The organism is Pigmentiphaga sp. MLSB6-MA01 (genome assembly GCF_058793475.1).
In genome coordinates, this window is record NZ_JBXAFV010000010.1 from 225338 (window position 1) to 247387 (window position 22050).

The 22050-nt window shown below is 69.1% G+C and carries 22 protein-coding genes; 14 read left to right on the forward strand and 8 right to left on the reverse strand.

Annotated features, from left to right (window positions below):
- Positions 1–2 precede the first annotated feature (2 nt).
- From AC1Q6E_RS17825 to AC1Q6E_RS17850, 6 genes are all read right to left on the reverse strand, one after another.
- Positions 3–785 (reverse strand): sulfate/molybdate ABC transporter ATP-binding protein, encoded by a 783-nt coding sequence (locus tag AC1Q6E_RS17825; RefSeq protein ID WP_296554775.1) that lies wholly within the window; start codon positions 783–785, stop codon positions 3–5.
- A complete protein-coding gene (modA, locus tag AC1Q6E_RS17830; RefSeq protein WP_152800031.1) occupies positions 782–1531 on the reverse strand; it encodes a molybdate ABC transporter substrate-binding protein in 750 nt (249 codons plus the stop codon). The genes AC1Q6E_RS17825 and modA overlap by 4 nt, the downstream gene beginning before the upstream one ends.
- A gap of 9 nt (positions 1532–1540) precedes the next feature.
- The gene (modB, locus tag AC1Q6E_RS17835) at positions 1541–2218 is read right to left on the reverse strand and encodes a molybdate ABC transporter permease subunit (protein ID WP_152800030.1); all 678 of its coding nucleotides are present in this window, start codon (positions 2216–2218) and stop codon (positions 1541–1543) included.
- Positions 2219–2289: 71 nt separating this feature from the next.
- The gene (locus AC1Q6E_RS17840) at positions 2290–2649 is read right to left on the reverse strand and encodes a winged helix-turn-helix domain-containing protein (protein ID WP_152800028.1); all 360 of its coding nucleotides are present in this window, start codon (positions 2647–2649) and stop codon (positions 2290–2292) included.
- 82 nt (positions 2650–2731) lie between these two features.
- Entirely contained in the window at positions 2732–4195 is a 1464-nt protein-coding gene (locus AC1Q6E_RS17845; protein ID WP_152800026.1) for a sensor histidine kinase, read from the reverse strand.
- On the reverse strand, positions 4192–4920 hold the full coding sequence (locus AC1Q6E_RS17850) for a response regulator transcription factor (protein WP_152800025.1): 729 nt from the start codon (positions 4918–4920) through the stop codon (positions 4192–4194). The genes AC1Q6E_RS17845 and AC1Q6E_RS17850 overlap by 4 nt, the downstream gene beginning before the upstream one ends.
- A 139-nt stretch (positions 4921–5059) precedes the next feature.
- Between AC1Q6E_RS17850 and AC1Q6E_RS17855 the strand changes: the two genes are divergently transcribed.
- The 3 genes from AC1Q6E_RS17855 (at position 5060) to AC1Q6E_RS17865 (ending at position 6828) form a co-directional block, all read left to right on the forward strand.
- Positions 5060–5689, forward strand: coding sequence for a cytochrome b/b6 domain-containing protein (locus AC1Q6E_RS17855; RefSeq protein WP_296554770.1), 630 nt, complete (start codon positions 5060–5062; stop codon positions 5687–5689).
- Positions 5690–5698: 9 nt separating this feature from the next.
- A complete protein-coding gene (locus AC1Q6E_RS17860) occupies positions 5699–6484 on the forward strand; it encodes a molybdopterin-dependent oxidoreductase (protein ID WP_492573204.1) in 786 nt (261 codons plus the stop codon).
- A gap of 65 nt (positions 6485–6549) precedes the next feature.
- Complete coding sequence (locus tag AC1Q6E_RS17865; protein ID WP_152797998.1) at positions 6550–6828, forward strand: pentapeptide MXKDX repeat protein; 279 nt, start codon at positions 6550–6552, stop codon at positions 6826–6828.
- Between the two features lie 10 nt (positions 6829–6838).
- Here AC1Q6E_RS17865 and AC1Q6E_RS17870 read toward each other — a convergent pair whose 3' ends face one another.
- Both AC1Q6E_RS17870 and AC1Q6E_RS17875 read right to left on the reverse strand, forming a co-directional pair.
- Positions 6839–8767 (reverse strand): aconitase family protein, encoded by a 1929-nt coding sequence (locus AC1Q6E_RS17870; protein ID WP_152797999.1) that lies wholly within the window; start codon positions 8765–8767, stop codon positions 6839–6841.
- A gap of 97 nt (positions 8768–8864) precedes the next feature.
- Positions 8865–9737, reverse strand: a complete 873-nt coding sequence (locus AC1Q6E_RS17875; protein WP_296554767.1) for a VOC family protein — start codon at positions 9735–9737, stop codon at positions 8865–8867.
- Between the two features lie 195 nt (positions 9738–9932).
- Between AC1Q6E_RS17875 and AC1Q6E_RS17880 the strand changes: the two genes are divergently transcribed.
- The 11 genes from AC1Q6E_RS17880 (at position 9933) to AC1Q6E_RS17930 (ending at position 21923) form a co-directional block, all read left to right on the forward strand.
- Positions 9933–11411, forward strand: a complete 1479-nt coding sequence (locus AC1Q6E_RS17880; RefSeq protein WP_492573205.1) for a carboxylesterase/lipase family protein — start codon at positions 9933–9935, stop codon at positions 11409–11411.
- Positions 11404–12951, forward strand: coding sequence for an amidohydrolase family protein (locus AC1Q6E_RS17885; protein ID WP_492573207.1), 1548 nt, complete (start codon positions 11404–11406; stop codon positions 12949–12951). The genes AC1Q6E_RS17880 and AC1Q6E_RS17885 overlap by 8 nt, the downstream gene beginning before the upstream one ends.
- A 135-nt stretch (positions 12952–13086) precedes the next feature.
- Positions 13087–14322, forward strand: coding sequence for an ABC transporter substrate-binding protein (locus AC1Q6E_RS17890; RefSeq protein WP_296554766.1), 1236 nt, complete (start codon positions 13087–13089; stop codon positions 14320–14322).
- Positions 14323–14337: 15 nt separating this feature from the next.
- Positions 14338–15192, forward strand: coding sequence for a branched-chain amino acid ABC transporter permease (locus tag AC1Q6E_RS17895; RefSeq protein WP_152798004.1), 855 nt, complete (start codon positions 14338–14340; stop codon positions 15190–15192).
- Positions 15193–15200: 8 nt separating this feature from the next.
- Positions 15201–16157 (forward strand): branched-chain amino acid ABC transporter permease, encoded by a 957-nt coding sequence (locus tag AC1Q6E_RS17900; protein ID WP_296554764.1) that lies wholly within the window; start codon positions 15201–15203, stop codon positions 16155–16157.
- Entirely contained in the window at positions 16154–16903 is a 750-nt protein-coding gene (locus tag AC1Q6E_RS17905; RefSeq protein ID WP_152798006.1) for an ABC transporter ATP-binding protein, read from the forward strand. Before AC1Q6E_RS17900 ends, AC1Q6E_RS17905 begins: the two co-directional genes overlap by 4 nt.
- Positions 16900–17628: an ABC transporter ATP-binding protein gene (locus AC1Q6E_RS17910; protein WP_152798007.1), complete on the forward strand. Its 729-nt coding sequence runs from the start codon at positions 16900–16902 to the stop codon at positions 17626–17628. Before AC1Q6E_RS17905 ends, AC1Q6E_RS17910 begins: the two co-directional genes overlap by 4 nt.
- A 131-nt stretch (positions 17629–17759) precedes the next feature.
- A complete protein-coding gene (locus tag AC1Q6E_RS17915) occupies positions 17760–18779 on the forward strand; it encodes a helix-turn-helix domain-containing protein (protein ID WP_296554759.1) in 1020 nt (339 codons plus the stop codon).
- Positions 18780–18893: 114 nt separating this feature from the next.
- Complete coding sequence (gene leuC / locus AC1Q6E_RS17920) at positions 18894–20294, forward strand: 3-isopropylmalate dehydratase large subunit (protein ID WP_492573208.1); 1401 nt, start codon at positions 18894–18896, stop codon at positions 20292–20294.
- Positions 20295–20304: 10 nt separating this feature from the next.
- Positions 20305–20961 (forward strand): 3-isopropylmalate dehydratase small subunit, encoded by a 657-nt coding sequence (gene leuD, locus AC1Q6E_RS17925; protein ID WP_492573209.1) that lies wholly within the window; start codon positions 20305–20307, stop codon positions 20959–20961.
- A 62-nt stretch (positions 20962–21023) separates the two neighbouring features.
- A complete protein-coding gene (locus AC1Q6E_RS17930) occupies positions 21024–21923 on the forward strand; it encodes a LysR substrate-binding domain-containing protein (RefSeq protein ID WP_492573210.1) in 900 nt (299 codons plus the stop codon).
- The last annotated feature ends 127 nt before the right edge of the window (positions 21924–22050 follow it).

The following is a 22050-nucleotide window of genomic DNA, read 5'->3' on the forward strand; positions in this document are numbered from 1 at the left end:
GGTCAGGATGTGCCCGGATTCAGCAGCGTGCGCAGGCGCTGGCGCATCGGCGTCTCGGCCGGCGTGTCGTCTCCCAGCGCGCGGCGGAGGAAATCCCGGCTCTGCCCGCTGCGCAGGTCCACTTCGCGCGCGATCTGCCCGTCCTGGTAGAGAAAGGCGACGTCGGCCAGTTCCAGCACGTCGTCGATATCGTGGGTGATCATCAGCACGGGGATGCCCCATTGCCGCGCGACCTCGGCCAGTTCCCCGCGCAATTCGCCGCGCAACATGGGATTGAGCGCGGCGAAGGGTTCGTCCAGCAGCAGGGCGCGAGGCTCGCAGGCCAAGGCCCGGGCCAGCGCCACGCGCTGCTGCTGGCCGCCCGACAGCACGCCCGGCCGGCTGTCGGCCATGGCCGACAGGCCGAAGCGGTCGATCAGGTCCTGCACGCGCCGCCCATCCTCGGGCGACAGGCGCCGGCGGCGCCACGACGTCAGGCCGAAGGCGATGTTCTGGCGCACCGACAGATGCGGGAACAGCGCGTAGTGCTGGAACAGGTAGCCGATGCCGCGCGCGGGCGGCGCGAGATCGATGCCTCGGGCAGCGTCGAACAGGGTCCGGCCATCCAGCCGGACATGGCCGGCACCGGGCCGCAGCAACCCGGCCACCGCCTGCAAGGTCAGCGATTTGCCCGAGCCCGACGGCCCGTACAGCGCGACGAACGGCGCATCGGAGGCGAAGCGCGCGGCCAGGTCGAAGCGCCGGTTGCCGTCGCGCACCGTCAGCGCGATGTCGACATCGATCACGGCTTGCCGAATCCGTAGCGGTCCAGCACCTGCTGGCCGGGCGCGGACAGCAGGAAGTCGACGAAGGCCTTGGCCTGCGCCTGGTGCTTGCTGCCGGACAGCACGGCCACCGGGTAGGTCACCGGGGTATGGCCACCGGCGGTCAGCGTGATCTTGACCTTGTCCTGCATGATGGCCGCGTCGGTGCGATAGACGAAACCGGCATCCACCTCGCCCCGGCTCACGTAATCCAGCACCTGGCGCACGCTGTCGGCCTGGATGAACTTGGGTTCCAGCGAGGTCCACAGGCCGGCGCTGTCGAGCGCCTGCTTGGTGTAGTTGCCCACCGGCACGGTGGCGAGCTTGCCGATGGCGATGCGCTTGACCGGCGCGCCGGCCAGGTCCTGCAGCGTGGCGATGGCGGGACCACCCTGCACGGGCGTGACCAGCACCAGGCTGTTGGCGGCGAAATCGCGCCGCGTCGGCACGTCGATCAGGTTCTGCGCCACGGCCCTGTCCATCGTGGCCTGGTCGGCGCTGGCGAACACGTCCACCGGCGCGCCCTGGCTCATCTGCTGGAGCAGCGTGCCCGAAGCGGCGAAGTTGAGCCGCACGGTGGTACCAGGATGCTGTTGCTCGAATTGCTTGCCGAGATCCTTGAAGGCATTGGTCAGGCTGGCCGCGGCGGAAACGGTGATCTCCTGGGCGGAGGCCGAAAACGGCAGGGCGAAGGCAAGCAGCAGGGCAGCATAGCGGGTGCGGAACATGGGACTCCTTCAGCGTAGCGATAGGTAGCGGTTGCAGGCCACCAGGATGGCGATGGAAATGGCCGAGGTGATCACCACCAGCAGCAGGGCCAGGTCGTCCTGCCCCGCCTGCGTGGCGTCGTAGATGGCCATGGAAAGCGTTTGCGTGCGGTCGGGAATCGAGCCCGCCACCATCAGCGAGGCGCCGAACTCGCCCATGGCGCGCGCGAAGGCCAGCAGGGTGCCGGCCAGGATGCCCGGCCAGGCCAGCGGCAGGGTCACGCGCACGAACACCGACCAGTGCGACTGGCCCAGGGTGCTGGCGGCCGACTCCAGGGTGCGGTCGATGCCGGCGAACGCGGCGCTGGCCGATTTCAGGACCAGCGGCAGGGCGACGATGGCGGAGGCCACGACCGCGCCGTGCCAGCTGAAGATGATGGTGTAGTCGAAGGTCTCGTATATCCAGCGGCCCAGCGGGCTGCGCCGGCCGGCCGCCATCAGGATGGCGTAGCCGATGACCGTGGGCGGCAGCACCAGCGGCAGCATGAACAGCGCCTCGGCCATCGAACTGCCCGGGAACGGCTTGCGCGCGAACAGCCAGCCCAGGCCCACGCCCGCGACCAGGGCCAGGACGGTGGCCAGGGCCGCGACCTTCAGGGACAGGATCAGCGGAAAAGCGTCAAAGGAATCCAGCAGCACGTTCGTCATATCCCGAAGAATACAGCGAATCCTGGCTGGACGGTAGCGCGGGAAGGCCGCCTGGCGCGGCCCATGGCCGGTCAGTCGGCCAGCATGTCCGCCATGGCGGCGATGTCCTGGGCCGCGGCCGACTGGGCGATGGCCTCGATGGATCGATAGCGCCGGATCAATTCGCGGCCCACCTCGGTCACGACCGTGCCGCCGCCGCGCGCGCCGCCGACGGCGCTTTCGACAGCGGGCTCGCGCAGGGACCGGTTCAGCTCGTCCACCAGCAGCCACGCGCGGCGGTACGACATGCCCATCTGCTGGGCGGCGGCGGTGATGGAACCCGCCTCCAGGATGGCCTCCAGCAGCGCGATCTTGCCCGGCCCGACCGCGATGGAGTTTTCGCGGTAGACCCGCAGCCGGAACTGGAACCGGGGCTTGGTGGTGGTATCCATGGCAGGAGAACGACACATCGATGATGTTGCCGATTGTAGGCGCATGGGAAGGCGTGGGGGTGTTCCTCGCCGCGGCGTCCGCTCAATCGACCGTCAGACTGAACCGGAACACCGTCCCCGGCCCGTCGTCCTCGACCAGGCGAATATCGCTGCCGTGCAAGGCCAGCATGCGCTGGACGATGATGAGCCCCAGTCCGCCGCTCTCCTGCGCCTTGCGGCCCCAGGCGGGAATCCGCTTGAACAGCCGGGGCCGCAGCGCCTCGGGGATGCCCGACCCCGTGTCGCGGACGTCGATCCGCACACCGTTTCCAGCCGCCGCCAGGCCCACCGTGATCCGGGTTCCGGGCGGATTGTGGCGAATGGCGTTGTCCAGCAGGTTGGTCAGCACGCGCTCGATCATGGCGATGTCGGCATGGACCGGCGGCAATGCCGGCGGGATCTCGGTCAGCAGGCGCTGGCCGCGCGCCTCGGCCGCCAGTTCGAACTTCTGCACGACGTCCTGCACCAGGTCGGGCAGGGCGAAGATTTCGCGCTCGGGCTGGACCAGCCCCGACTCCAGACGTGCCAGCTCGAACAGCGCCTGCGCCAGGACACCGACCTTGCGGCTTTGTCCCAGCGCGATATCCAGGTAGCGATGGCGCTCGGCCTGGGTGAGCAGGCCGTCCTTCACACGCAGGGTTTCCAGGTAGCCGTGCAGCGAGGTCAGGGGCGTGCGCAGGTCGTGCGAGATATTGGCGACCAGTTCCCTGCGCTGCTGGTCCTGGCGGGTCAACTCGCGCCACTGGTCGGCGATGCGCCGGCTCATCAGCGCGAAGGCGGTGCGCAGCGTGGCGATCTCGTCGCGCCGGCCGTCGTCCGGCGGCGGATCCAGCGGCACGGCGGGCGCGTCCCCGGCGGCATCGAAGGCGCGCACGGCATCCGCCAGCGCGCGCAGGGGGCGGGTGATGAGGCGGAAAGCGACGAGACCCATGATCAGGCCCAGCAGCGCGACCAGGCCCATGGCCAGGCCCGTCATGCGCCACACCGAATGACGGGCGAGCCCGGCCGCCAGCGCGTCGCGCGTCTCGCCCTGCAGGATGACATAGACGTAGCCGGCCTCCTTGCCGTCGACGCGAACCGGGGCGGCGTTGAAGACCTTGCGCGCGTCCGCGCTCCGGGGATCGTCGCCGAGCAGGGGTAGTTCGGCGCCGCCGATCAGGCGGCGCACGGGCGCCAGATCGACATGATCGCGCAGGAGGTGGCCGGGCGGCGCCGCATGGCCGACGATGCGCCCGTCCGGATCGAGCAGGTAAAGCTCGACGGCGGGATTCACCGCCATCAGCTTGTCGAACAGGTCGCGCACGGCATCCGGCTTCCAGCCGCCGGCGTCCATCAGTTGCGCCGTACCGGCGATGTGCGCGGCCAGCCCGCTCGACAACTGCTGCACGACCTCTTGCTCGTGGCGTGCCTCGGCCCGGATCTGGAACAGCAGCGAGATCCCGCTGCAGGCCAGCAGCAGCACGGCGAACACCAGGGAAAGACGCTGCGTGAGCGAGAGGCGCTTCATGGTGCGGTGGCCTCGTCATGCGCGCCCGAGGCGAACTTGTAGCCACGGCCCCAGACCGTCAGGATGCGCCGCGGTTCGGACGGATCGTCCTCGATCTTGGTGCGCAGGCGGTTGATGTGGGTGTTGACCGTATGCTCATAGCCGTCGTGCTGGTAGCCCCACACCTCGTTCAGCAGGTCCATGCGCGAGTACACCTTGTCGGGATGCCGCACGAAGAAGGCCAGCAGGTCGAATTCGCGCGGCGTCAGGTCGATGGCCCGGCCGTTCAGCAGGGCCGTGCGGGCCAGGGGATCCAGGTCCACCCCGTGCAGCGACAGCAGCCCGGCCTCGATGCGCGCGTGGCGCGCCAGGGCATCCACGCGGCGCAGCAGCGCCTTGACGCGCGCCACCAGCTCCAGCATGGAAAACGGCTTGGCGAGGTAATCGTCGGCGCCCAGTTCCAGCCCGACGATGCGATGGACTTCGCTGGAACGCGCGCTGGTGATGATGATGGGGGTGTAGCGCGCCATGGCCCGGGCCCGGCGGCAGATTTCCAGCCCGTCCACGCCGGGCAGCATCAGGTCCAGGACCAGGGCGTCCCAGGCCCCGCCTTCGAGCATGCGCATGCCTTGCCCGCCGTCGGCCGCGTGCTCGACCGCATAGCCCTCGTCGCGCAAGTGCATACGCAGCAATTCAGCGATATGCGCATCGTCTTCGACGATCAGGACGCGCTTGACCCGTTCCATGAGCCTGCCCGTAAAAAGCCGTGAACCTCATTTTCGCCAATCCCGGCGCGGGAATTCATCACATTTATTTTAAGTTTGCGTGAGGACTCCGGTATGGCGGGGGGCGAACAATGCGGCAAACCCTGAACGGAGAGCCAACATGTCCCTCACGGCCGACCGGGCGATCCACACCCCCGCCACCCGCCCGCCACCCATCCATCCCGCCTGGGTACGCGCCGCCCACTGGCTGAACGCGGCGGCCGTACTGGTCATGGTGGCGAGCGGGTGGCGCATCTACAACGCGTCGCCGCTGTTCGGCTTCACGTTCCCGGAGGCGGTCACCCTGGGCGGATGGCTGGCCGGCGCGCTGCAGTGGCATTTCGCGGCCATGTGGCTGCTGGCGGCCAACGGCCTGGTTTATCTCGCGCTGAATCTTGCGACCGGGCGATTGTTCCACCGCTTCCTGCCGCTTTCGCCGCGCGGCGTGCTGCGCGATATGGCGGCGGCGCTGCGCGGACACCTGGCCCACGACGACGCGCGCCGGTACAACCAGGTGCAGCGCCTGGCCTATCTGTTCGCCATGTTCGACATCGCGCTGCTGGTGGTGTCGGGACTGGTGCTGTGGAAATCGGTGCAGTTCGGCATGCTGCGCGAACTGATGGGCGGCTACGAGGCCGCGCGGCGCGTGCATTTCGTGGCGATGGCCGTGCTGGTGGGATTCGTGGCCCTGCACCTGGCCATGGTGGCGCTGGTACCCCGGACCCTGCGCACCATGATCGTGAAAAGCTAGGAGGCCTCCATGGACAAACGTTCCCGCCTGTCCACTGCCGATGCCGAACTGGCGCTGCGCGAAGCCCGGCGGCTGCTGGTCCCCCGGATGGAGCGGCCCGGCCGGCGCGCCTTCCTGGCCCGCACGCTGTCCCTGGGCGGACTGGCCCTGCTGTCGGGCTGCGAAGTCACCAGCCAGGCCGGCGTCGAACAAGCACTGTCGGCCGTCTCGCGTTTCAACGACAACGTGCAGGGATGGCTCTTCGACCCGAACGCCCTGGCGCCGACCTACCCAGAGTCCATGATCACGCGCCCCTTTCCCTTCAACGCCTACTACGCGGTGGAGGACGCCCCGGAGGTGGACGGCACGGACTACCGTCTCGAAGTCGCCGGCAGGGTGGCCGACCGCCGGCCATGGCGCCTGGCCGACCTGCGGGCCCTGCCCCAGGCCGAGCAGATCACCCGGCACATCTGCGTGGAGGGCTGGAGCGCCATCGGACGCTGGGGCGGCGTGCGCTTCTCGGACTTCCTGGCCCGCATCGGCGCCGACACCACGGCCCGGTACGTGGGCTTCAAGTGCGCGGACGACTACTACACCAGCATCGACATGCCGACGGCCCTGCATCCGCAGACGCTGCTCGCGCTGAGCTACGACGGACGCACGCTGCCACGCGAATACGGATTCCCGATGAAGCTGCGCATGCCGACCAAGCTTGGCTACAAGAATCCCAAGCACGTCCGGGCCATCTTCGTCACCGACACCTATCCGGGCGGGTACTGGGAAGACCAGGGCTACAACTGGTTCGGCGGCAGCTGAACCTAGGTTCCATACGGCGCGGATTCCCCGCGCCCTCTTTCGACCCACGCTTCAAGGAGCGACACATGAAGAAACTGACCCCTCTCGTTCTTGCCCTGGGCATGGCCTTGGGCGCCGTCACGGCCCATGCCGCCGACACCATGGGCAAGGACGGCATGGCCAAGGACGGCATGAGCAAGGACGCCATGTCCAGGACCGCGCCCGCCAAGGACGCGATGAAGAAGGACGACATGAAAAAGGATGCCATGGCCGGCGACAGGATGAAGCACGACGGCATGAAGAAGGACGGGATGGCCAAGGACTCCATGTCGAAGGACGGCATGGGCGATGGCATGAAGAAGTAGTCCCGCCCGCCTACCCCCGCAACCGGCCGTAGTCCACGATCCGGCCCGCCAGCGCGCTGGCGGCCACCGAATACGGGCTGGCCAGCCATACGCTCCCGGGTCCCGAGCGGCCCGGGAAGTTGCGGTTGATCGCGCTGATGGTGACCTGCGAAGCCGAGGTCGACTGGCCCGGCCCGCAGTTTGCGCACGAGCCGCAGCCCGGCATGACCAGTTCCACGCCGGCGCGTTCGAAAACGTCCAGGTAGCCGCGCTGTTCGCAATAGCGCTTGACCTCCATCGTGCCGAACTGCAGGTAGAAGCGGGTGTGCGGCGCGATGCTCAGCCCCTGGTCCAGGCCCCATTTCAGGACCTCATGGTAGGCGTCGAAATCCGCCCGCTTGCCGCCGGTACAGGAACCGCCATAGGCGATGTCCACCGGAATGTCGCCGTCAAGTTCGGCAATGGCCACGCCGTTGCCCGGATCGCCCGGGCGGGCCGCCATGGGCCGCACATCCGCGCCGTCGATGCGGATCACGCGGCGGTACGTGGCGTCCGGATCGCTCGCCATCCAGTCTTCCAGCGCGAAGTCGATGCCGCGGCGTTCTTTCAGGAAGGCCACGGTGCGCTCGTCCGGCTCGACGATGCCGGTGAACCCGCCCAGCTCGGCCACCATGTTGGTCAGCGTGGCGCGCTCGTCCACCGACATGGCGCGCACCGCCTCGCCGCCGTATTCGAACACCGCGCCGATGGCCTCGCCGTTGCGCACGGCCTCGGACCGCAGCAGCACCAGCACGATGTCCTTGGCGGTGACGCCGGGCGCCAGCGCGCCCGAGATCTCCACGCGCAGCGTCTCCGGCACCTTGCAGCGCACGTAGCCGGTGGCCCAGCTGTTGGCCATGTCGGTCGAGCCCACGCCGAATGCCAGGCAGCCCAGCGCGCCCGCGTGCGGGGTGTGCGAGTCGGTGCCGGCCACGACCTCGCCCGGCAGCGCATGGCGCTCGGCCATCAGCGCATGGCAGATGCCCTCTGACCCGCTGCCGTCGGGCAACTGGCCGTAGTGGCGCACCGGATAGTCGTCGATGAAGTCGTGGTGTCCCTGCACCAGGGTCGCCACACGCGCCAGCAGGCCGCCTTTCACGTGCGGCACGCTCTGCGGCGCCAGGACCAGGTGATCGTGGAAAGCCACGATACGGTCGGGATCGCGCAGCGGCGCCGGCCTGCCGTAGGCCAGGTGCATCAGGTGCGCGCTCATGCCGGTGAAGTAGTCGTGGCTGAAGCGCCAGTCGGCGCGGATGAACACGCCACTGCCGCGCCCGGCCTCGAGGGTGTCGGGATGCAGGTGCCGGTGGATGATCTTCTCGACCAGCGTCAGCCCCTGGCCCTGGGCGCGCGGCGCGGACGCGGTGTCGGCGCGCAGCGCCTGCCGGCTGTAGGCCATCAGCCCGCCGCTGCGGATGATGGCCTGGGTCAGCGCGTCACGGCCCTTCAGGAACAGTTCGATGGGCAGGGATTCGCCTGCCTCGATCCGGCGCAGCACGTCGAAGTCGGTCGTGGTCAGGATGCCGATGTTGTCGCAGTTCTGCTGGTAGATGCGCTCGAAGCTCTCGGCCACGATCAGCCGTATGCCGGCCGACAGCTCGGCCAGCGGGCTGTGCTCGCGCGACGAGCCCTTGCCGTAGCGCTTGCCCGCCACCGTGACGCCGAAGCCTCCCTGGCGCACGGCGTCCTCGCCTATGGGCTGCTCGTCGCCGGCCTTGAATCCGACGTAGGGATAGCGGCCCAGGCGCTCGTCGTAGACCAGCATGGTCGTGACCGGCGTGATCTCGTCGGTCGACACGTCGTCGCGCAGCGGTCCGGCCTCGGCCAGCGACACGGATGCGCCGGCCAACTGGCGACGGATACAGGACGGATCGCGCGACAGGTAAAGCACGCGGCCCTCGAAACGGATGCTGTCTTGCATGAACGACTCCTTTCCCGAACTGTAGGGGAGGGGCCGTCCATGCATAAAGCCTCGTTTCGGCACTCCAGCCATCTCGCTCCGAGATCACTGGGCGGGCTTACTCCTGACGGAACAGGTGGGCCACGCCCAGCGCGTTCTCGGCCGGCACCATGAAGCGGCCCGGGCCGTCCACGATGGGAAAGCCCGCCTGCGCCACCCATGCCCGCGCCGCGGCCAGGTCGCGCACGCCGAAGGTCGCGGCCACGATGGCCGGCGCCGGCGCCATCAACGTGCCGGGCAGTTCGATGCCGGCCTGCTCGGGCCCCATGAAGCGCAGGGCCGTGGCCACCGGCAGCCGGATCAGGAACGAACCGTCGTCCTGCCTGACGCTGGGCTGGCCGCTCAGCACCGCGTAGCGCGCCGCGGTCTGCTCGGGATGCTCGGACACCAGCAGGATCTCGGCCAGCGAGGTCGCGCCGTTGGCATGGCCCAGGTAGCGGGGCTGGTGGACGTACTCGGGATTGCGGTGGCGAGCCGCCTGGATCAGCCCCTCGGGGGTGGCGGCGCTGTCGAAGTGGACGCAGTCGAAGCGCGCGGTGCGCATGCCGTCCTCGGTGCCGATGTCGCGCTGCAAGGTGATCACGCCCGAATTGGCGACCTTGCTTTCCTCCAGTCGCCGATGCACGGTCTCGGCGTCGGTGCAGCCGAAGCAGATGATGTGGGCACCCTGGAACTTGTCCACGAACCGCTCCCATCCCCAGTCCATCGCGCCGGGATTCACGATGCCCAGCACCTCGATGTAGTTCTTCGGGAAGATCGCGCAGCGATTGCCGGTCGCCATGGGCACGGGCGCCTCGCCCGGCGCCTTGGAGCCCGAATGCACGGACAGCGGGCTCAGCGTGAAGCCCAGGCGTTCGTACAGGGCGCAGGCCTGGTCCATGTCGCGCACGGCGATGCCCAGGTGGTTGACCGAATCGATGTCTCCGCTCATTGGAGCCTCCTTCGTTGCAATGGCATCCATACTGGCATCGCGCCGCCGCCGCGGTCTTGCGCCGGAGTGCAACGCCGCTTGTCACCCAGCGCAATGCGGCGCAGGACATTCCTGCGCATGCGGTATTGCACTCCACGACAAGAGCGCGGCGGCGGTGGACGCCATACTCGCTCCGGGAAAGCAATGGAGCGCGACATGGGCAATGAAGCAAGCGGGTTCGTGGAAATCGGCCTGGAAGAAGGGCGATTGCGCGGCGCGCGCCGGGACGGCGTGCTGTGGTTCTCGGGCGTGCCCTATGCCCGGCCGCCCGTGGGACCCTTGCGCTTCGCCCCGCCCGAGCCGCCGCGGCCGTGGACGGGAACACGCGACGCGACCCGCCCCATGGCCATCGCGCCGCAAGCGGCCTCGCGGCTGGCAGCGGTGATGGGCGACTTCTCGCGCGAGCAGGACGAGGACTGCCTGCAACTGACGATCGCCACGCCGGGCGTCGATGGCGGCCACCGGCCCGTGGTCGTCTGGCTGCACGGCGGTGGATTCTCCAGCGGCGGCGGCGGGCTGGACTGGTACGACGGCTGCCGGCTGGCGCGCGAGGGCGACGTGGTGGTCGTGGGCGTGAACTACCGGCTGGGCGCGCTGGGCTACCTGTACGCGGACGGGCTTTCGCCCGGCAACCTGGGGCTGCTGGACCAGGCCCAGGCCATCCGTTTCGTGCGCGAACACGCACGCGATTTCGGCGGCGACCCGGACGCCATCACGCTGATGGGCCAGTCGGCCGGCGCCAACGCGATCGCCGCGCTGTTCGCGGGCGGACATGCCGGGCCGGGCGTACGCCGGGCCATCCTGCAGAGCGGCGCCTACGGCATCGGGGCGCTGGACACGGACCGCGCGGGCGAGATGGGCGAACGCTTCCTGCATCACCTGGGGCTGGCGGATGCGCCGGGCCGCGCGCGGGATCTTTCCGTGGCCGCCATCCTGACCGCGCAGGGCGCCGTCGCGCGCGAGACCGCGCAACTGGGCGAGACGGCGCCGCCCTTCCATCTCCTGGCCCATCCGCCCGGCCTGCCGGCGGACTTCCACTTCGACACGCTGGCGGCCGACGCCATGGCCGGGGTCGAGATCCTGCTGGGCGTGACGGCGCGCGAATGCCAGGCTTTCTTCGCGCGGGACCCGCGCATGGCCGGACTGGACCACGGCGGCGCGCAGGCGCGCCTGCAGGCCCTCTACGGCGACGCGGCGGCCAGCGACTATGCCCGCCGCCACCAGGCGCGTCCCGATGTCCACGCGGCCGATCTGTTCAGCGACTGGATCTCGGATTTCGTCTTCGATACGCCGACGCTGCGCTATGCGGACCGCGCCTCGGCGGCGGGAGCCAGCGTGTATTTCTACCGCTTCGACTGGCAGGCGCCCGCGTCCGCCTTCGGCAGTTGCCACTGCCTGGAGCTGCCCTTCCTGATGGGCACGGCGAGCGCCTGGAACGGCTCGCCCATGCTGGGATCCGCCAGCCCGCGGACGATCGAACGGTTGTCGGCCACGATGCGCGCGGCCTGGCTGGCCTTCGCCCGCGACGGCGTGCCAGCGGCGCCTTCGCTGCCTCCGTGGCCGCGCTACGCACGGGATACGCGCCTGGCCATGCACCTGGACGACCAGCCGCGCGCAGGGAGCGCGGGTGGCTGAGGAAACGCCCCTGGCCGCCCCGGCCACCGTGATACGCGGGGTGACGATCCTCGATCCGGAAACGGCCGACCGGCCATTCCAGGCGGACCTGTCCATCGTGGGCAAGCACATCGGGCGCATCATTCCGCACGGCACGGCGCCCCCGCCGCCAGCCACGGCGCGCGTCGTCGACGGCTCGCGCTGGCTGGCCGTGCCGGGCCTGGTCAACGCGCACTACCATTCGCACGACGTCCTGCTCAAGGGGAGCTTCGACGTCATGTCGCTGGAGCGCTGGACCTTCCGCGCGCTACCGCGCTACTTCCCGCCGCGCTCGGACGACGAGCTGCGCCTGCGCACGCTGGTGGGCGCGGCCGAATGCCTGCTGGGCGGCATCACGACGGTGCAGGACATGCTGAGCCTGTGGCCGCTGGACCGGCGCCAGATCGAGGTCGTGCGGCGCGCCTACGAGGACGCCGGCCTGCGCGTCGTGCTGGGCATGCAGGTCGCCGACGTAGGCGCGCTCCACACCATGCCGTTCCTGCGCGACATCCTGCCTGCCGAGGCCGCCGCGCTGGCCGCCGGGCCGCCGCCGCCGGCCGGCATGCGCGACGCCGTGGCCGAAATGGCGGACATCCTGGCCGCCCATCCCGCGCGGGACGACGACAGGCTGGGCTGGGCCGTCTGCCCGTCCAGCCCGGAGCGCTGCGGCCCGGCGCTGCTGACGGCCCTGCGCGACCTGGCCAGCGAGCACGGACGACGCATGTTCTCGCATGTGGCCATCTCGCGCATGGAAGCGGTGGCGGCCCGCGAACTGTTCAAGGCGGATGGCGGCTCGCCCATCCGCTACCTGGCGCGCCTGGGCCTGCTGGGCCCACAACTGACGCTGGCGCACGGCGTCTGGCTGGACCGCCGCGACATGGCCATGCTGGCGAAGTCGGGCACGCGCATGGTGCTCAACCCCATGAGCAACCTGAAGACCAAGAACGGCATCGCGCCGCTGCGCCGCTACCTGGACCACGGCGTGGGCGTCGCGCTGGGCTGCGACAACTGCTCGTGCTCGGACGCGCAGAACATGTTCCAGGCCATGAAGCTGGCCGTGCTGCAGGCGGCCGTCACCGACCATGACGAAGGCCCGCCCCACGCCGCCGACGCGCTGCGGGCCGCCACGCTGGGCGGCGCGCGGGCCCTGGGCCTGGAACAGGACATCGGCCGGCTGGCCGAGGGCCGCAAGGCCGACATCACCTTCCTGGACCTGCGCGATCCGGTCTACCTGCCGCTCAACGACGCCGCGCGCCAGGTGGTGTTCGGCGAAAGCGGACGCGGCGTGGCCGCCGTCATGGTGGACGGACGCATGCTGGTCGAGAATGGCCGCCTGGCTTCCATCGACCTCGAAACCGTCCGGCGCGAATTGGCCGGCCACCTGCCCGTGCTGGAGCGCGATGCCCGCGTAGCGGCCGCGCGCGCCGCGCGCCTGGACCCCTACCTGCGCCTGGCCCACGAACGGGCGCTGGGCGTGAAGCTGGGCATGCGCCGTTTCGCGGAACTTGCCTCACGAGGCTAGGGAACACCCCCAGGCGGACGTGCGCCAGGACTCAACCGGTCATGCGCTGACGCGCAAGCGCCCGCCCGTGAACCCTTCCACTATGCCCCTGCACAACACCAAGACGTTCCGACAACCTCCCGCCTGGGGAATCCCATGAAACGCATCCATTCCAGAATCGCCCTGGCCACGCTCGCCGCTGGCCTGGCATTGACCGGCGCCGGTGCCGGCGCGGCCGAACCCACCATAAGGATCGGCGTGATGAGCCCGAACACCGGTCCCTACGCCGCCATCGGCGAGGACGTCCGCAACGGCTTCCAGCTCTACCTGGACGAAGTCGGGGCCAAGGTGGGCGGCGCCCGGCTCGAACTGGTCTTCGAGGATTCCCAGGCCAAGCCCGACGTGGGCCTGACCAAGGCCAGGAAGCTGGTGGAAAGCGACAAGGTGGCCTTTCTGGGCGGCGTGGTCTCGTCCAGCGTCGCCTACGCCCTGCGCGACTACATGGTGGAAAAGAACATTCCCTACGTCGTCTCGGTGGCCAGCGCCGACGGCCTGACGCAACAACTGGCCGCGCCCAACATCTTCCGCACCAACAGCTCCGGCAGCCAGGCCAGCCACCCCTTCGGCAAGTGGCTGTACGACAAGGGCTATCGCCGCCTGATCCTGGTCGCCACCGGCTACGCCGCGGGCTTCGAGCAGACCGGCGGCATCGCCCGCACCTTCACCCAGGCCGGCGGCAAGATCGTGCAGACGCTGTATCCGCCGCTGGGCACCGCCGACTTCGCGCCCTTCCTGTCCAGCATGAAGGTCAAGGACGCCGACGCCGTGGCCGCGGTGTTCGCCGGCTCGGAAGCCATCAAGTTCGTCAAGCAGTACGACGAGTACGGCCTGAAGGGCACGCTGCCCCTGGTCAGCTCCAGCATGCTGACCGACGACATGATCCTGGAGGCGCAGGGCAAGTCGGCCCTGGGCATCCTGTCGTCCTCGCACTACTCGGCCCGCGTGAAGACGCCCGAGAACGAGGCCTTCGTCAAGGCCTACCAGAAGCGCTTCGGCCGCACACCCACCTTCTATTCGGAAGGTTCGTACGTGGCCGCGCGCGCCATCGGCGAGACCATCAAGGCGCTGGGCGGCGACGTCTCGGACAAGGCCAAGGTGAACAAGACGCTGGCGGGCGTGAAGTTCGCCGCGCCGCGCGGGCCGTTCCGCTTCGACGACTATCGCAGCCCCGTGCACGACATCTACGTGTTCGAGGTCAAGCGGGTGGACGGCAAGCTGGTCAACGAACCCGTCACGAAGGTGCCGGCCATCTCCCAGTTCTACACCTGGGAGCCGAAGGCATTCCTTGAGATGAAGCCCTACCGGGACATCGCCAACGAGTGGGCGAAGTAGCGAGCGGGCCGTTCCATGTCTTTCTACTCGATCCAGATACTGAACGCGCTGTCGCTGGCGATGCTGCTGTTCCTGATCGCCGCGGGCCTGTCCATCATCTTCGGGCTGATGCGCATCATCAACCTGGCCCACGGCTCGTTCTACCTGCTGGGCGGCTACTGCGGGCTGAGCGTGCTGGCCCGCACCGGCAGCTTCTGGCTGGCGTTGCTGGGCGCCGCCGCCGTGGTGGGCCTGGTCGGCATCGTGCTGCAGCGGCTGTTGCTGCAACGCGTGCAGGACAACGAGCTGGGCCAGGTGCTGATGAGCTTCGGCGTGCTGCTGGTGATCTCGGACTTCGCCCTGTGGTTCTGGGGCGGACTGCCGCAGACCCTGGAGCGGCCGGAGTTCCTGGACGGCGCGCTGCGCTACGGCGGCATGGTGTTCCCCAAGTACCGCGTGGCGCTGATCGCCTGCGGCGCCGCCGTCGCGCTGGCCCTGTGGCTGCTGATCGAGAAGACCCGCATCGGCGCCATCATCCGCGCCGGCGTGGACGACCCGGGCATGGTGCGCGCCCAGGGCATCGACATCCGGCTGGTGTTCACGCTGGTGTTCGCCGCCGGCGCGGCCCTGGCCGGGGTCGCGGGCGTGCTGGGCGGCGCCATGCTGGGCATCTATCCCGGCGCCGACTTCGAGGTCATGCTGCAAGCCTTCGCCGTGGTCGTGATCGGCGGCCTGGGCAGCCTGAAGGGCGCGCTGTACGGCAGCCTGCTGATCGGCTTCGCCGATACGCTGGGCAAGGCCTTCATTCCCGAGCTGGCCATGTTCACGATGTTCGTTCCCATGGTGGCCATGCTGGTCATCCGGCCCAACGGCCTGTTCGGCCGCGCATGAGACAAGCCATGATCACTTCCCGATTCTCCTCCCCCTGGCTTGCCACGGCGCTGGGCACGGCCGGGCTCCTCGTGCTCGGACAGGGGCTGTCGTCGTACGGCGCCGGCCTCGTCATCGACTGCCTGGTGTTCGCCATCCTGGCGCTCGGCCTGAACCTGCTGCTGGGCTACGCGGGGCTGCCGTCGCTGGGGCATGCCGCGTACTTCGGCGTGGGAGCCTACACCGCCGGGCTCGTATACCTGCACGTATCCACCAACTTCTGGCTGGCGGCCGCCGCCGCGATCGTGGCCGCCATGGCCGTGGCCGCGGTGTACGCGCTGCTCGCGCTGCGGACCACGGGCGTCTACTTCCTGATCATCACGCTCGCGCTGGGCCAGATCACCTGGGCCGCGGCCTTCTCGTGGCGTTCGGTCACGGGGGGCGACGACGGGCTGCGCGGCATCGGCCGGCCGGACCTGGGCCTGCCCGGCCTGTCCATCGCCGACACCGGCGGCTACTACCTGCTGGTCGTCCTGGCCACCGCCGCGGCGCTCTGCCTGATGGCCGTCCTGGCGCGATCGCCCTTCGGCCACGCGCTGCGGGGCATCCAGCAGAACGGCCCGCGCATGGCGGCCCTGGGCTACAACGTCTGGCTGTACAAGTACCTGGCCTTCATCATCTCGGCGGGCTTCGCCGGCTACGCGGGCGTACTGTTCGCCTTCTACAAGGGCTTCGTCAGCCCCGAGTCGGTCGGCATCGTGATCTCGGCCGAAATCACGCTGATGGTCATCATCGGCGGCGCCGGCACGCTGGCCGGCCCGGTCCTGGGCGCCTTCATCGTCATGCTGCTCAGCCACCTGGTCAGCGGCTTCACCGACCGCTGGATCACCTGGCTCGGCCTGCTGTACGTGGCGGCCGTGCTGTTCGCGCCGCGCGGCATCGTCGCCCTGGCCCACGACCTCGTGCGCACCCGGAGGGCCTCATGAGATCCGCGGCCGTGCAGCTCGATGGCATAGGCATTTCTTTCGGCGGCCTGCGCGCCGTGTCCGACGTCTCGATCGACATCGCGGTGGGCGAGCGCCGCGTGCTGCTGGGACCGAATGGCGCGGGCAAGACCACCCTGTTCAACATGATAGGCGGGCAGTTGACGCCGACCCACGGCAAGGTGCGGCTGTTCGGCGAGGACGTGACCGCCCTGCCGCCGCACCGGCGCGCGCACAAGGGCCTGGCGCGCACCTTCCAGATCACGTCGCTGTTCCAGGATGCCAGCGTCGAGGAGAACGTCCACCTGGCGGTGCGGGCGCTCTCGTCCACCCGCTACGGGATGATGCGCGACGCGGCGGCGCCCGGGCCGATCTGGGAACGCGTGCGCGCGCTGCTGGACGACTGGCGCTTCACCTCCGATCGCCGCACGCGCGTCTGCGACCTGTCCTACGGCGACCAGCGCAAGCTCGAACTGGCCATGGCGGTGGCCGGCGAGCCCCGGGTGCTGCTGCTGGACGAGCCGACTTCGGGCCTGTCCGCGATGGAGACCGAAAGCGTCGTGACGCTGATCAAGGAACTGCCGTCCGACGTCACCGTGATCGTGGTCGAACACGACATGGACGTGGCGTTCGAGGTGGCCGATCGCTTCACCATCCTGCAGAACGGTCAGATGGTCCTGACCGGCACGGCCGAGGAAGTGCGCAACAACGCCGAGATCCGGCGCATCTATTTCGGTGAAGGCGAATGACCACGACGCATCCCCGCTTGCTCGACGTCGCGGACGTCCATACCTACTACGGTCCGAGCTACATCCTCCAGGGCGTGACCCTGGGCGCCGCCCGGGGCGAGGTGGTCGCCATCCTGGGACGCAACGGCGTCGGCAAGACCACCCTGGTCAGCACGCTGGCGGGCTTCGTGGCGCCACGGCAGGGAAAGATAAGTATCGGCGGCATCGATATCACGGGCACCGCCCCGGAGCGCATCAGCCGGCAAGGCATCGCGCTGGTCCCGCAGGGGCGGCGCATCTTCCGCTCGCTGACGGTGCACGAAACCCTGGAACTGGGCGCCAACCTGCGCCGCTACGACCGGGAAGGGGTGTCGTGGACGAAGGACGAGGTCTACGCCGCCTTTCCGCGCCTGGCCGAGCGCCGCCACAACCGGGCCGGCGGCCTGTCGGGTGGCGAGCAGCAGATGCTGGCGGTAGGACGCGCCCTGGTAGGCTATCCGCGCGTCGTGCTGCTGGACGAGCCGACCGAGGGGCTGTCGCCGCTGCTGGTCAAGGAACTCCACGCCGTGCTGGTCGAGGTCAAGCGGCGGGGCTCGACCCTGCTGCTGATCGAGCAGCGCCTGAAGTTCGCCATGGCGCTGGCCGACCGCGTGTTGCTGGTGAACAAGGGGCGCATCGTGTTCGAGTCCACGCCCGAAGCCCTCCAGGCCGCCGAGGAGGTCCGCGACCGCTACCTCGGTGTCTGATCCCCCGCTTGGCAACCCGGGAATACGAGGCCCCGCCCGGCGGCCGCCGGCATGCAGTCTGTGTTACGTTGGACGAGCATGGTCCGATGCGCCCGTCGCAGCCGGGCGGGAACCTGGAGGAACGCCATTCAATGGGTACGCATATCGGACACCCGCCGCAGGACATGTGGGGCGCCATGCCGGGCGGGCCGTTCGGTAGCCAGGATGTCGTCAGCTCGGACAACGTCGAGCAGTACACCCGGCTGGTCAGCAGCCAGATCGCCCGGGTCGAGATCGGCACCTCCAGCCGCAACCGCTTCCAGCACCAGATCGCGCGCACCAGCGTCGGCCCGCTCAACTTCATCTACATCCGCTCCGATCCGCTCGAGATCCATCGCACGGCCCGGTGCATAGAGCGCGACAACCAGAACGAATACCTGGTCGGGATCAACCTGGTGGGCAACGCCGTCGTCAGCCATCCGCACCAGCGGACGGTGGTGGACGCCGAAAGCCTGTTCCTGCTGGACAAGGCCATTCCCTACCGGTCCACCCACCACGACACCACGGCACGCCTGCTGGTGTCCGTCCCGCGCCGCCTGCTGGAGAGCCGGCTGCCCGACCCCAGCCATTTCCTGTCGGTCACACCCAGCATCCGCAACGGCATCGGGCGGCTGGCGGCCCACCAGCTGGGCCTGCTGGCGCAGGAAGGCCTGCTGCTGAACAACCATACGCGCATCCAGGCCATCGACATGGCGCTGGACCTGGTGGGGCTGGCGTTCCAGGGCGGCGAGACGGCGCCCGACCCCGAGGGCGGCGCGCCGCCCCAGAGCGCAGCCATCCTGCTGTCGCGCGCCAAGGCCTACCTGCGCTGCAACCTGGACGATCCCAACATGGATCCGGCCACGGTCGCCAAGGCCATGAACATTTCCAAGCGCTACCTGCACAAACTGTTCTCGACCGCCGACACCACCTTCGGCACCTGGGTCCGGGAAGAACGGCTGACGCGGGCCAACGCGATGCTGGTGGACCCGCGATTCGACCACATATCCATTACCGAGATCGCGCTGCGCCAGGGCTTCAACGACATTCCGCATTTCAGCCGCCAGTTCCGGGCGCGGTACGGCTATCCGCCGCGCATGGCGCGCACCGAAGCCATACGCATGACGCAGTAACCCCCGCCATCGGCGACGGCAGCCCTCTCCAATCGTCATCCCACGCCCCATCCGGCGCTCCTATCATGAAAGCCCGCCGGCCCTGGGCCGGCCCGCGATGATGGATGACCAAGCATGCCGCGCACGCTCTACGACAAACTCTGGGACACGCACGCCTTCGCCGCCGAACCCGACGGCACGAGCCTTCTGTACATCGACCGGCACCTGATCAACGAGGTGTCGAGCCCGCAGGCCTTCGAGGGCCTGCGGCTGGCCGGCCGCGCGCCGTGGCGGGCCGACTCCTGTCTGGCGATCGCCGACCACAACGTGCCCACCACCGATCGCAGCCAGGGCATCGACGACCCGTTTTCGCGCGCCCAGGTGGGCGCGCTGGAAGACAATGCCCGCACCTTCGGCCTGACCTTCTTCGGCATGCAGGACCGGCGCCAGGGCATAGAACACGTGGTCGGCCCGGAACAAGGCGCGACGCTGCCCGGCATGACGGTGGTGTGCGGCGATTCCCACACCAGCACGCACGGTGCCTTCGGCTGTCTGGCGCACGGCATCGGCACCTCGGAAGTCGAACACGTGCTGGCGACGCAGACGCTGATCGCGCGCAAGATGAAATCCATGCTGGTGCGCGTGGAAGGCACGCTGCAGCCCGGCGTGGTGGCCAAGGACATCGTGCTGGCGCTGATCGGCCGAATAGGCGCGGCCGGCGCCACCGGCCACGCCATCGAGTACGCGGGCTCGACCATACGCGCGCTGTCGATGGAGGGCCGCATGACCATCTGCAACATGTCCATCGAGGCCGGCGCGCGGGCCGGCATGATCGCGGTGGACGACACCACCATCGACTACCTGCGCGGCCGTCCGTTCTCGCCGTCGGGCGCGCAGTGGGACCAGGCCGTGGCCTGGTGGCGCACGCTGTGCTCGGACGAGGGCGCGGTGTTCGACACGGTGGTGGAGATCGATGCGGCATCCATCCTGCCGCAGGTCACCTGGGGTACCTCGCCCGAGATGGTCGTGGCCGTGGACGGCAAGGTGCCGGACCCCGACGCCGAAACCGATCCGGTCCGCCGCGAAGGCATGCGCAAGGCGCTGGCCTACATGGGGCTGGCGGCCAATACGCCCATCGCCGACATCCCCCTGGACAAGGTGTTCATCGGCTCGTGCACCAACTCGCGCATCGAGGACCTGCGCGCCGCCGCCGCCGTGATCAGGGGCCGCCGCAAGGCGGCGAACATCCGGCTCGCCATGGTGGTGCCCGGTTCCGGACTGGTAAAGGCGCAGGCGGAACAGGAAGGCCTGGACCGCGTCTTCATCGACGCCGGTTTCGAATGGCGCGAATCCGGCTGCTCCATGTGCATGGCCATGAACGCCGACCGGCTCTCGCCGGGCGAACGCTGCGCCTCGACCTCCAACCGCAATTTCGAAGGCCGGCAAGGCGCCGGCGGACGCACGCACCTCGTCAGCCCGGCGATGGCCGCGGCGGCGGCCATCGCCGGCCGCTTCGTCGACGTGCGCGCCCTGTAAGGAATCCACCATGGAAAAATTCGATCGCCTGCAAGGCCTGGTCGTGCCGCTGGACCGCGGCAACGTCGACACCGACGCCATCATTCCCAAGCAGTTCCTAAAGTCCATCCGCCGCACCGGCTTCGGCCCCAACCTGTTCGACGAATGGCGCTACCTGGACCAGGGCGAGCCCGGCCAGGATTGCAGCGGCCGGCCGCTGAACCCGGATTTCGTGCTGAACGAGGCGCGCTACCAGGGCGCGACCATCCTGCTGGCCCGCGCCAACTTCGGCTGTGGCTCGTCACGCGAACACGCGCCATGGGCCTTGCAGCAATACGGCTTTCGCGCGGTGATCGCTCCCAGCTTCGGCGACATCTTCTACAACAACGCGATGCAGAACGGCCTCTTGCCGGTGGTGCTGCGCGAGGAAGAAGTGGATGCGCTGTTCGCGCTGGCCACGCAGGAAAAGCCGGTACGACTCTTGGTCGACCTCGAGGCGCAGACCGTGTCCGGTCCGGACGGCGCGCCGTCGTTCGGCTTCGACATCGCGCCTTTCCGCAAGTACTGCCTGCTGAACGGGCTGGACGACATCGGCCTGACGCTGCGCAAGGCCGACCAGATCCGCGCCTTCGAGGATACACACCTGCGGGCGTATCCCTGGCTGTCGCCCGCGCGCCGGAGCGCCTGAACGCGCGTTGCCCCCTGTCGCCCGCCGTGCCACAATCGGCGCAGCGACAGGAAGGCAAGACCATGAGCAATCTCGTCCGTAAACTCGACCTGACCTCGCTGCGCCTGTTCGTCGCCGTCTGCCAGGAACGCAACATCGCGCGCGCGGCCGAACGCGAGGCCATCGCGCCCTCGGCCGTCAGCCGCCGCATCGCCGAGATCGAAGGCGTGGTCGGGCAGCCGGTCATCCACCGCGAATCGCGCGGCATCTCGGTCACCCCGATAGGCGAGGCCGTGTACCGCCATGCGCGGGAAGTCCTGGCCAACATCGAACGCATGGAAGCCGAGCTGTCCCAGTACGCCAGCGGCGCCAAGGGCACGATACGCATCGTCGGCAACATGTCGTCCATCGTGCAGTTCCTGCCCGAGGACATCGCCGCCTTCAAGCGCGTGTTCCCCGACGTGGACATCCTGATCGACGAACAGACCAGCAGCGAGGTGCTGCGCCGCCTGACCGAAAGCGATTTCGACCTGGGCTTCTCCAACAGGGTCCCGGGCATCGAGCGGCTCGAACACCTGCCCTACCGCAGCGACCGCCTGGTGCTGGCCGTGCCGCGCCGCCACCGCCTGGCCAAGGCGCCCGTGGTGCGCCTGCGCGACTTCATGGACGAGAACATCGTCGGCATGGGGCAGGGAACCTCGCTGACGCAATTGCTGGTCAAGGAAGCGGGGCGGCTGGGCGCGACGCTGCACGTCAAGATCAGCGTCAGCAGCCTGGATGCGCTGTGCCGCATGGTCCACGTCGGCCTGGGCGTCGCGGTGGTGCCACAGCACAGCGGCGAACTCTACGTGGGCACGCTGGACCTGGCGCTCGTCCCCATCGAGGAACCCTGGGCCGCGCGCGAACTCTTCGTGGTCTTCCGGCAGCGCGAAGGCCTCTCGGCCCCCGCCGCTGCATTGGTAGACTTCCTGATGAATAGATAACCCCCCTACGCGCTCACGCGCCCCCCCAGGGGCGGCACTGGCGGACCGGCGGAGCCGGATCCACCGCATCCTGGGTCTGGTGGGGTTATCTCGGTGCGGAGCACCGCATGCTTGCCTTGATCCAGGG

Excerpts from the sequence above, each read along its gene's own strand:
- modA (WP_152800031.1), bottom strand. The coding sequence starts at position 1,531 with ATGTTCCGCACCCGCTATGCTGCCCTGCTGCTTGCCTTCGCCCTGCCG.
- modB (WP_152800030.1), bottom strand. The coding sequence starts at position 2,218 with ATGACGAACGTGCTGCTGGATTCCTTTGACGCTTTTCCGCTGATCCTG.
- AC1Q6E_RS17840 (WP_152800028.1), bottom strand. The coding sequence starts at position 2,649 with ATGGATACCACCACCAAGCCCCGGTTCCAGTTCCGGCTGCGGGTCTAC.
- AC1Q6E_RS17845 (WP_152800026.1), bottom strand. The coding sequence starts at position 4,195 with ATGAAGCGCCTCTCGCTCACGCAGCGTCTTTCCCTGGTGTTCGCCGTG.
- AC1Q6E_RS17850 (WP_152800025.1), bottom strand. The coding sequence starts at position 4,920 with ATGGAACGGGTCAAGCGCGTCCTGATCGTCGAAGACGATGCGCATATC.
- AC1Q6E_RS17855 (WP_296554770.1), top strand. The coding sequence starts at position 5,060 with ATGTCCCTCACGGCCGACCGGGCGATCCACACCCCCGCCACCCGCCCG.
- AC1Q6E_RS17860 (WP_492573204.1), top strand. The coding sequence starts at position 5,699 with ATGGACAAACGTTCCCGCCTGTCCACTGCCGATGCCGAACTGGCGCTG.
- AC1Q6E_RS17865 (WP_152797998.1), top strand. The coding sequence starts at position 6,550 with ATGAAGAAACTGACCCCTCTCGTTCTTGCCCTGGGCATGGCCTTGGGC.
- AC1Q6E_RS17870 (WP_152797999.1), bottom strand. The coding sequence starts at position 8,767 with ATGCAAGACAGCATCCGTTTCGAGGGCCGCGTGCTTTACCTGTCGCGC.
- AC1Q6E_RS17875 (WP_296554767.1), bottom strand. The coding sequence starts at position 9,737 with ATGAGCGGAGACATCGATTCGGTCAACCACCTGGGCATCGCCGTGCGC.
- AC1Q6E_RS17880 (WP_492573205.1), top strand. The coding sequence starts at position 9,933 with ATGGGCAATGAAGCAAGCGGGTTCGTGGAAATCGGCCTGGAAGAAGGG.
- AC1Q6E_RS17890 (WP_296554766.1), top strand. The coding sequence starts at position 13,087 with ATGAAACGCATCCATTCCAGAATCGCCCTGGCCACGCTCGCCGCTGGC.
- AC1Q6E_RS17895 (WP_152798004.1), top strand. The coding sequence starts at position 14,338 with ATGTCTTTCTACTCGATCCAGATACTGAACGCGCTGTCGCTGGCGATG.
- AC1Q6E_RS17900 (WP_296554764.1), top strand. The coding sequence starts at position 15,201 with ATGATCACTTCCCGATTCTCCTCCCCCTGGCTTGCCACGGCGCTGGGC.
- AC1Q6E_RS17905 (WP_152798006.1), top strand. The coding sequence starts at position 16,154 with ATGAGATCCGCGGCCGTGCAGCTCGATGGCATAGGCATTTCTTTCGGC.
- AC1Q6E_RS17910 (WP_152798007.1), top strand. The coding sequence starts at position 16,900 with ATGACCACGACGCATCCCCGCTTGCTCGACGTCGCGGACGTCCATACC.
- AC1Q6E_RS17915 (WP_296554759.1), top strand. The coding sequence starts at position 17,760 with ATGGGTACGCATATCGGACACCCGCCGCAGGACATGTGGGGCGCCATG.
- leuC (WP_492573208.1), top strand. The coding sequence starts at position 18,894 with ATGCCGCGCACGCTCTACGACAAACTCTGGGACACGCACGCCTTCGCC.
- leuD (WP_492573209.1), top strand. The coding sequence starts at position 20,305 with ATGGAAAAATTCGATCGCCTGCAAGGCCTGGTCGTGCCGCTGGACCGC.
- AC1Q6E_RS17930 (WP_492573210.1), top strand. The coding sequence starts at position 21,024 with ATGAGCAATCTCGTCCGTAAACTCGACCTGACCTCGCTGCGCCTGTTC.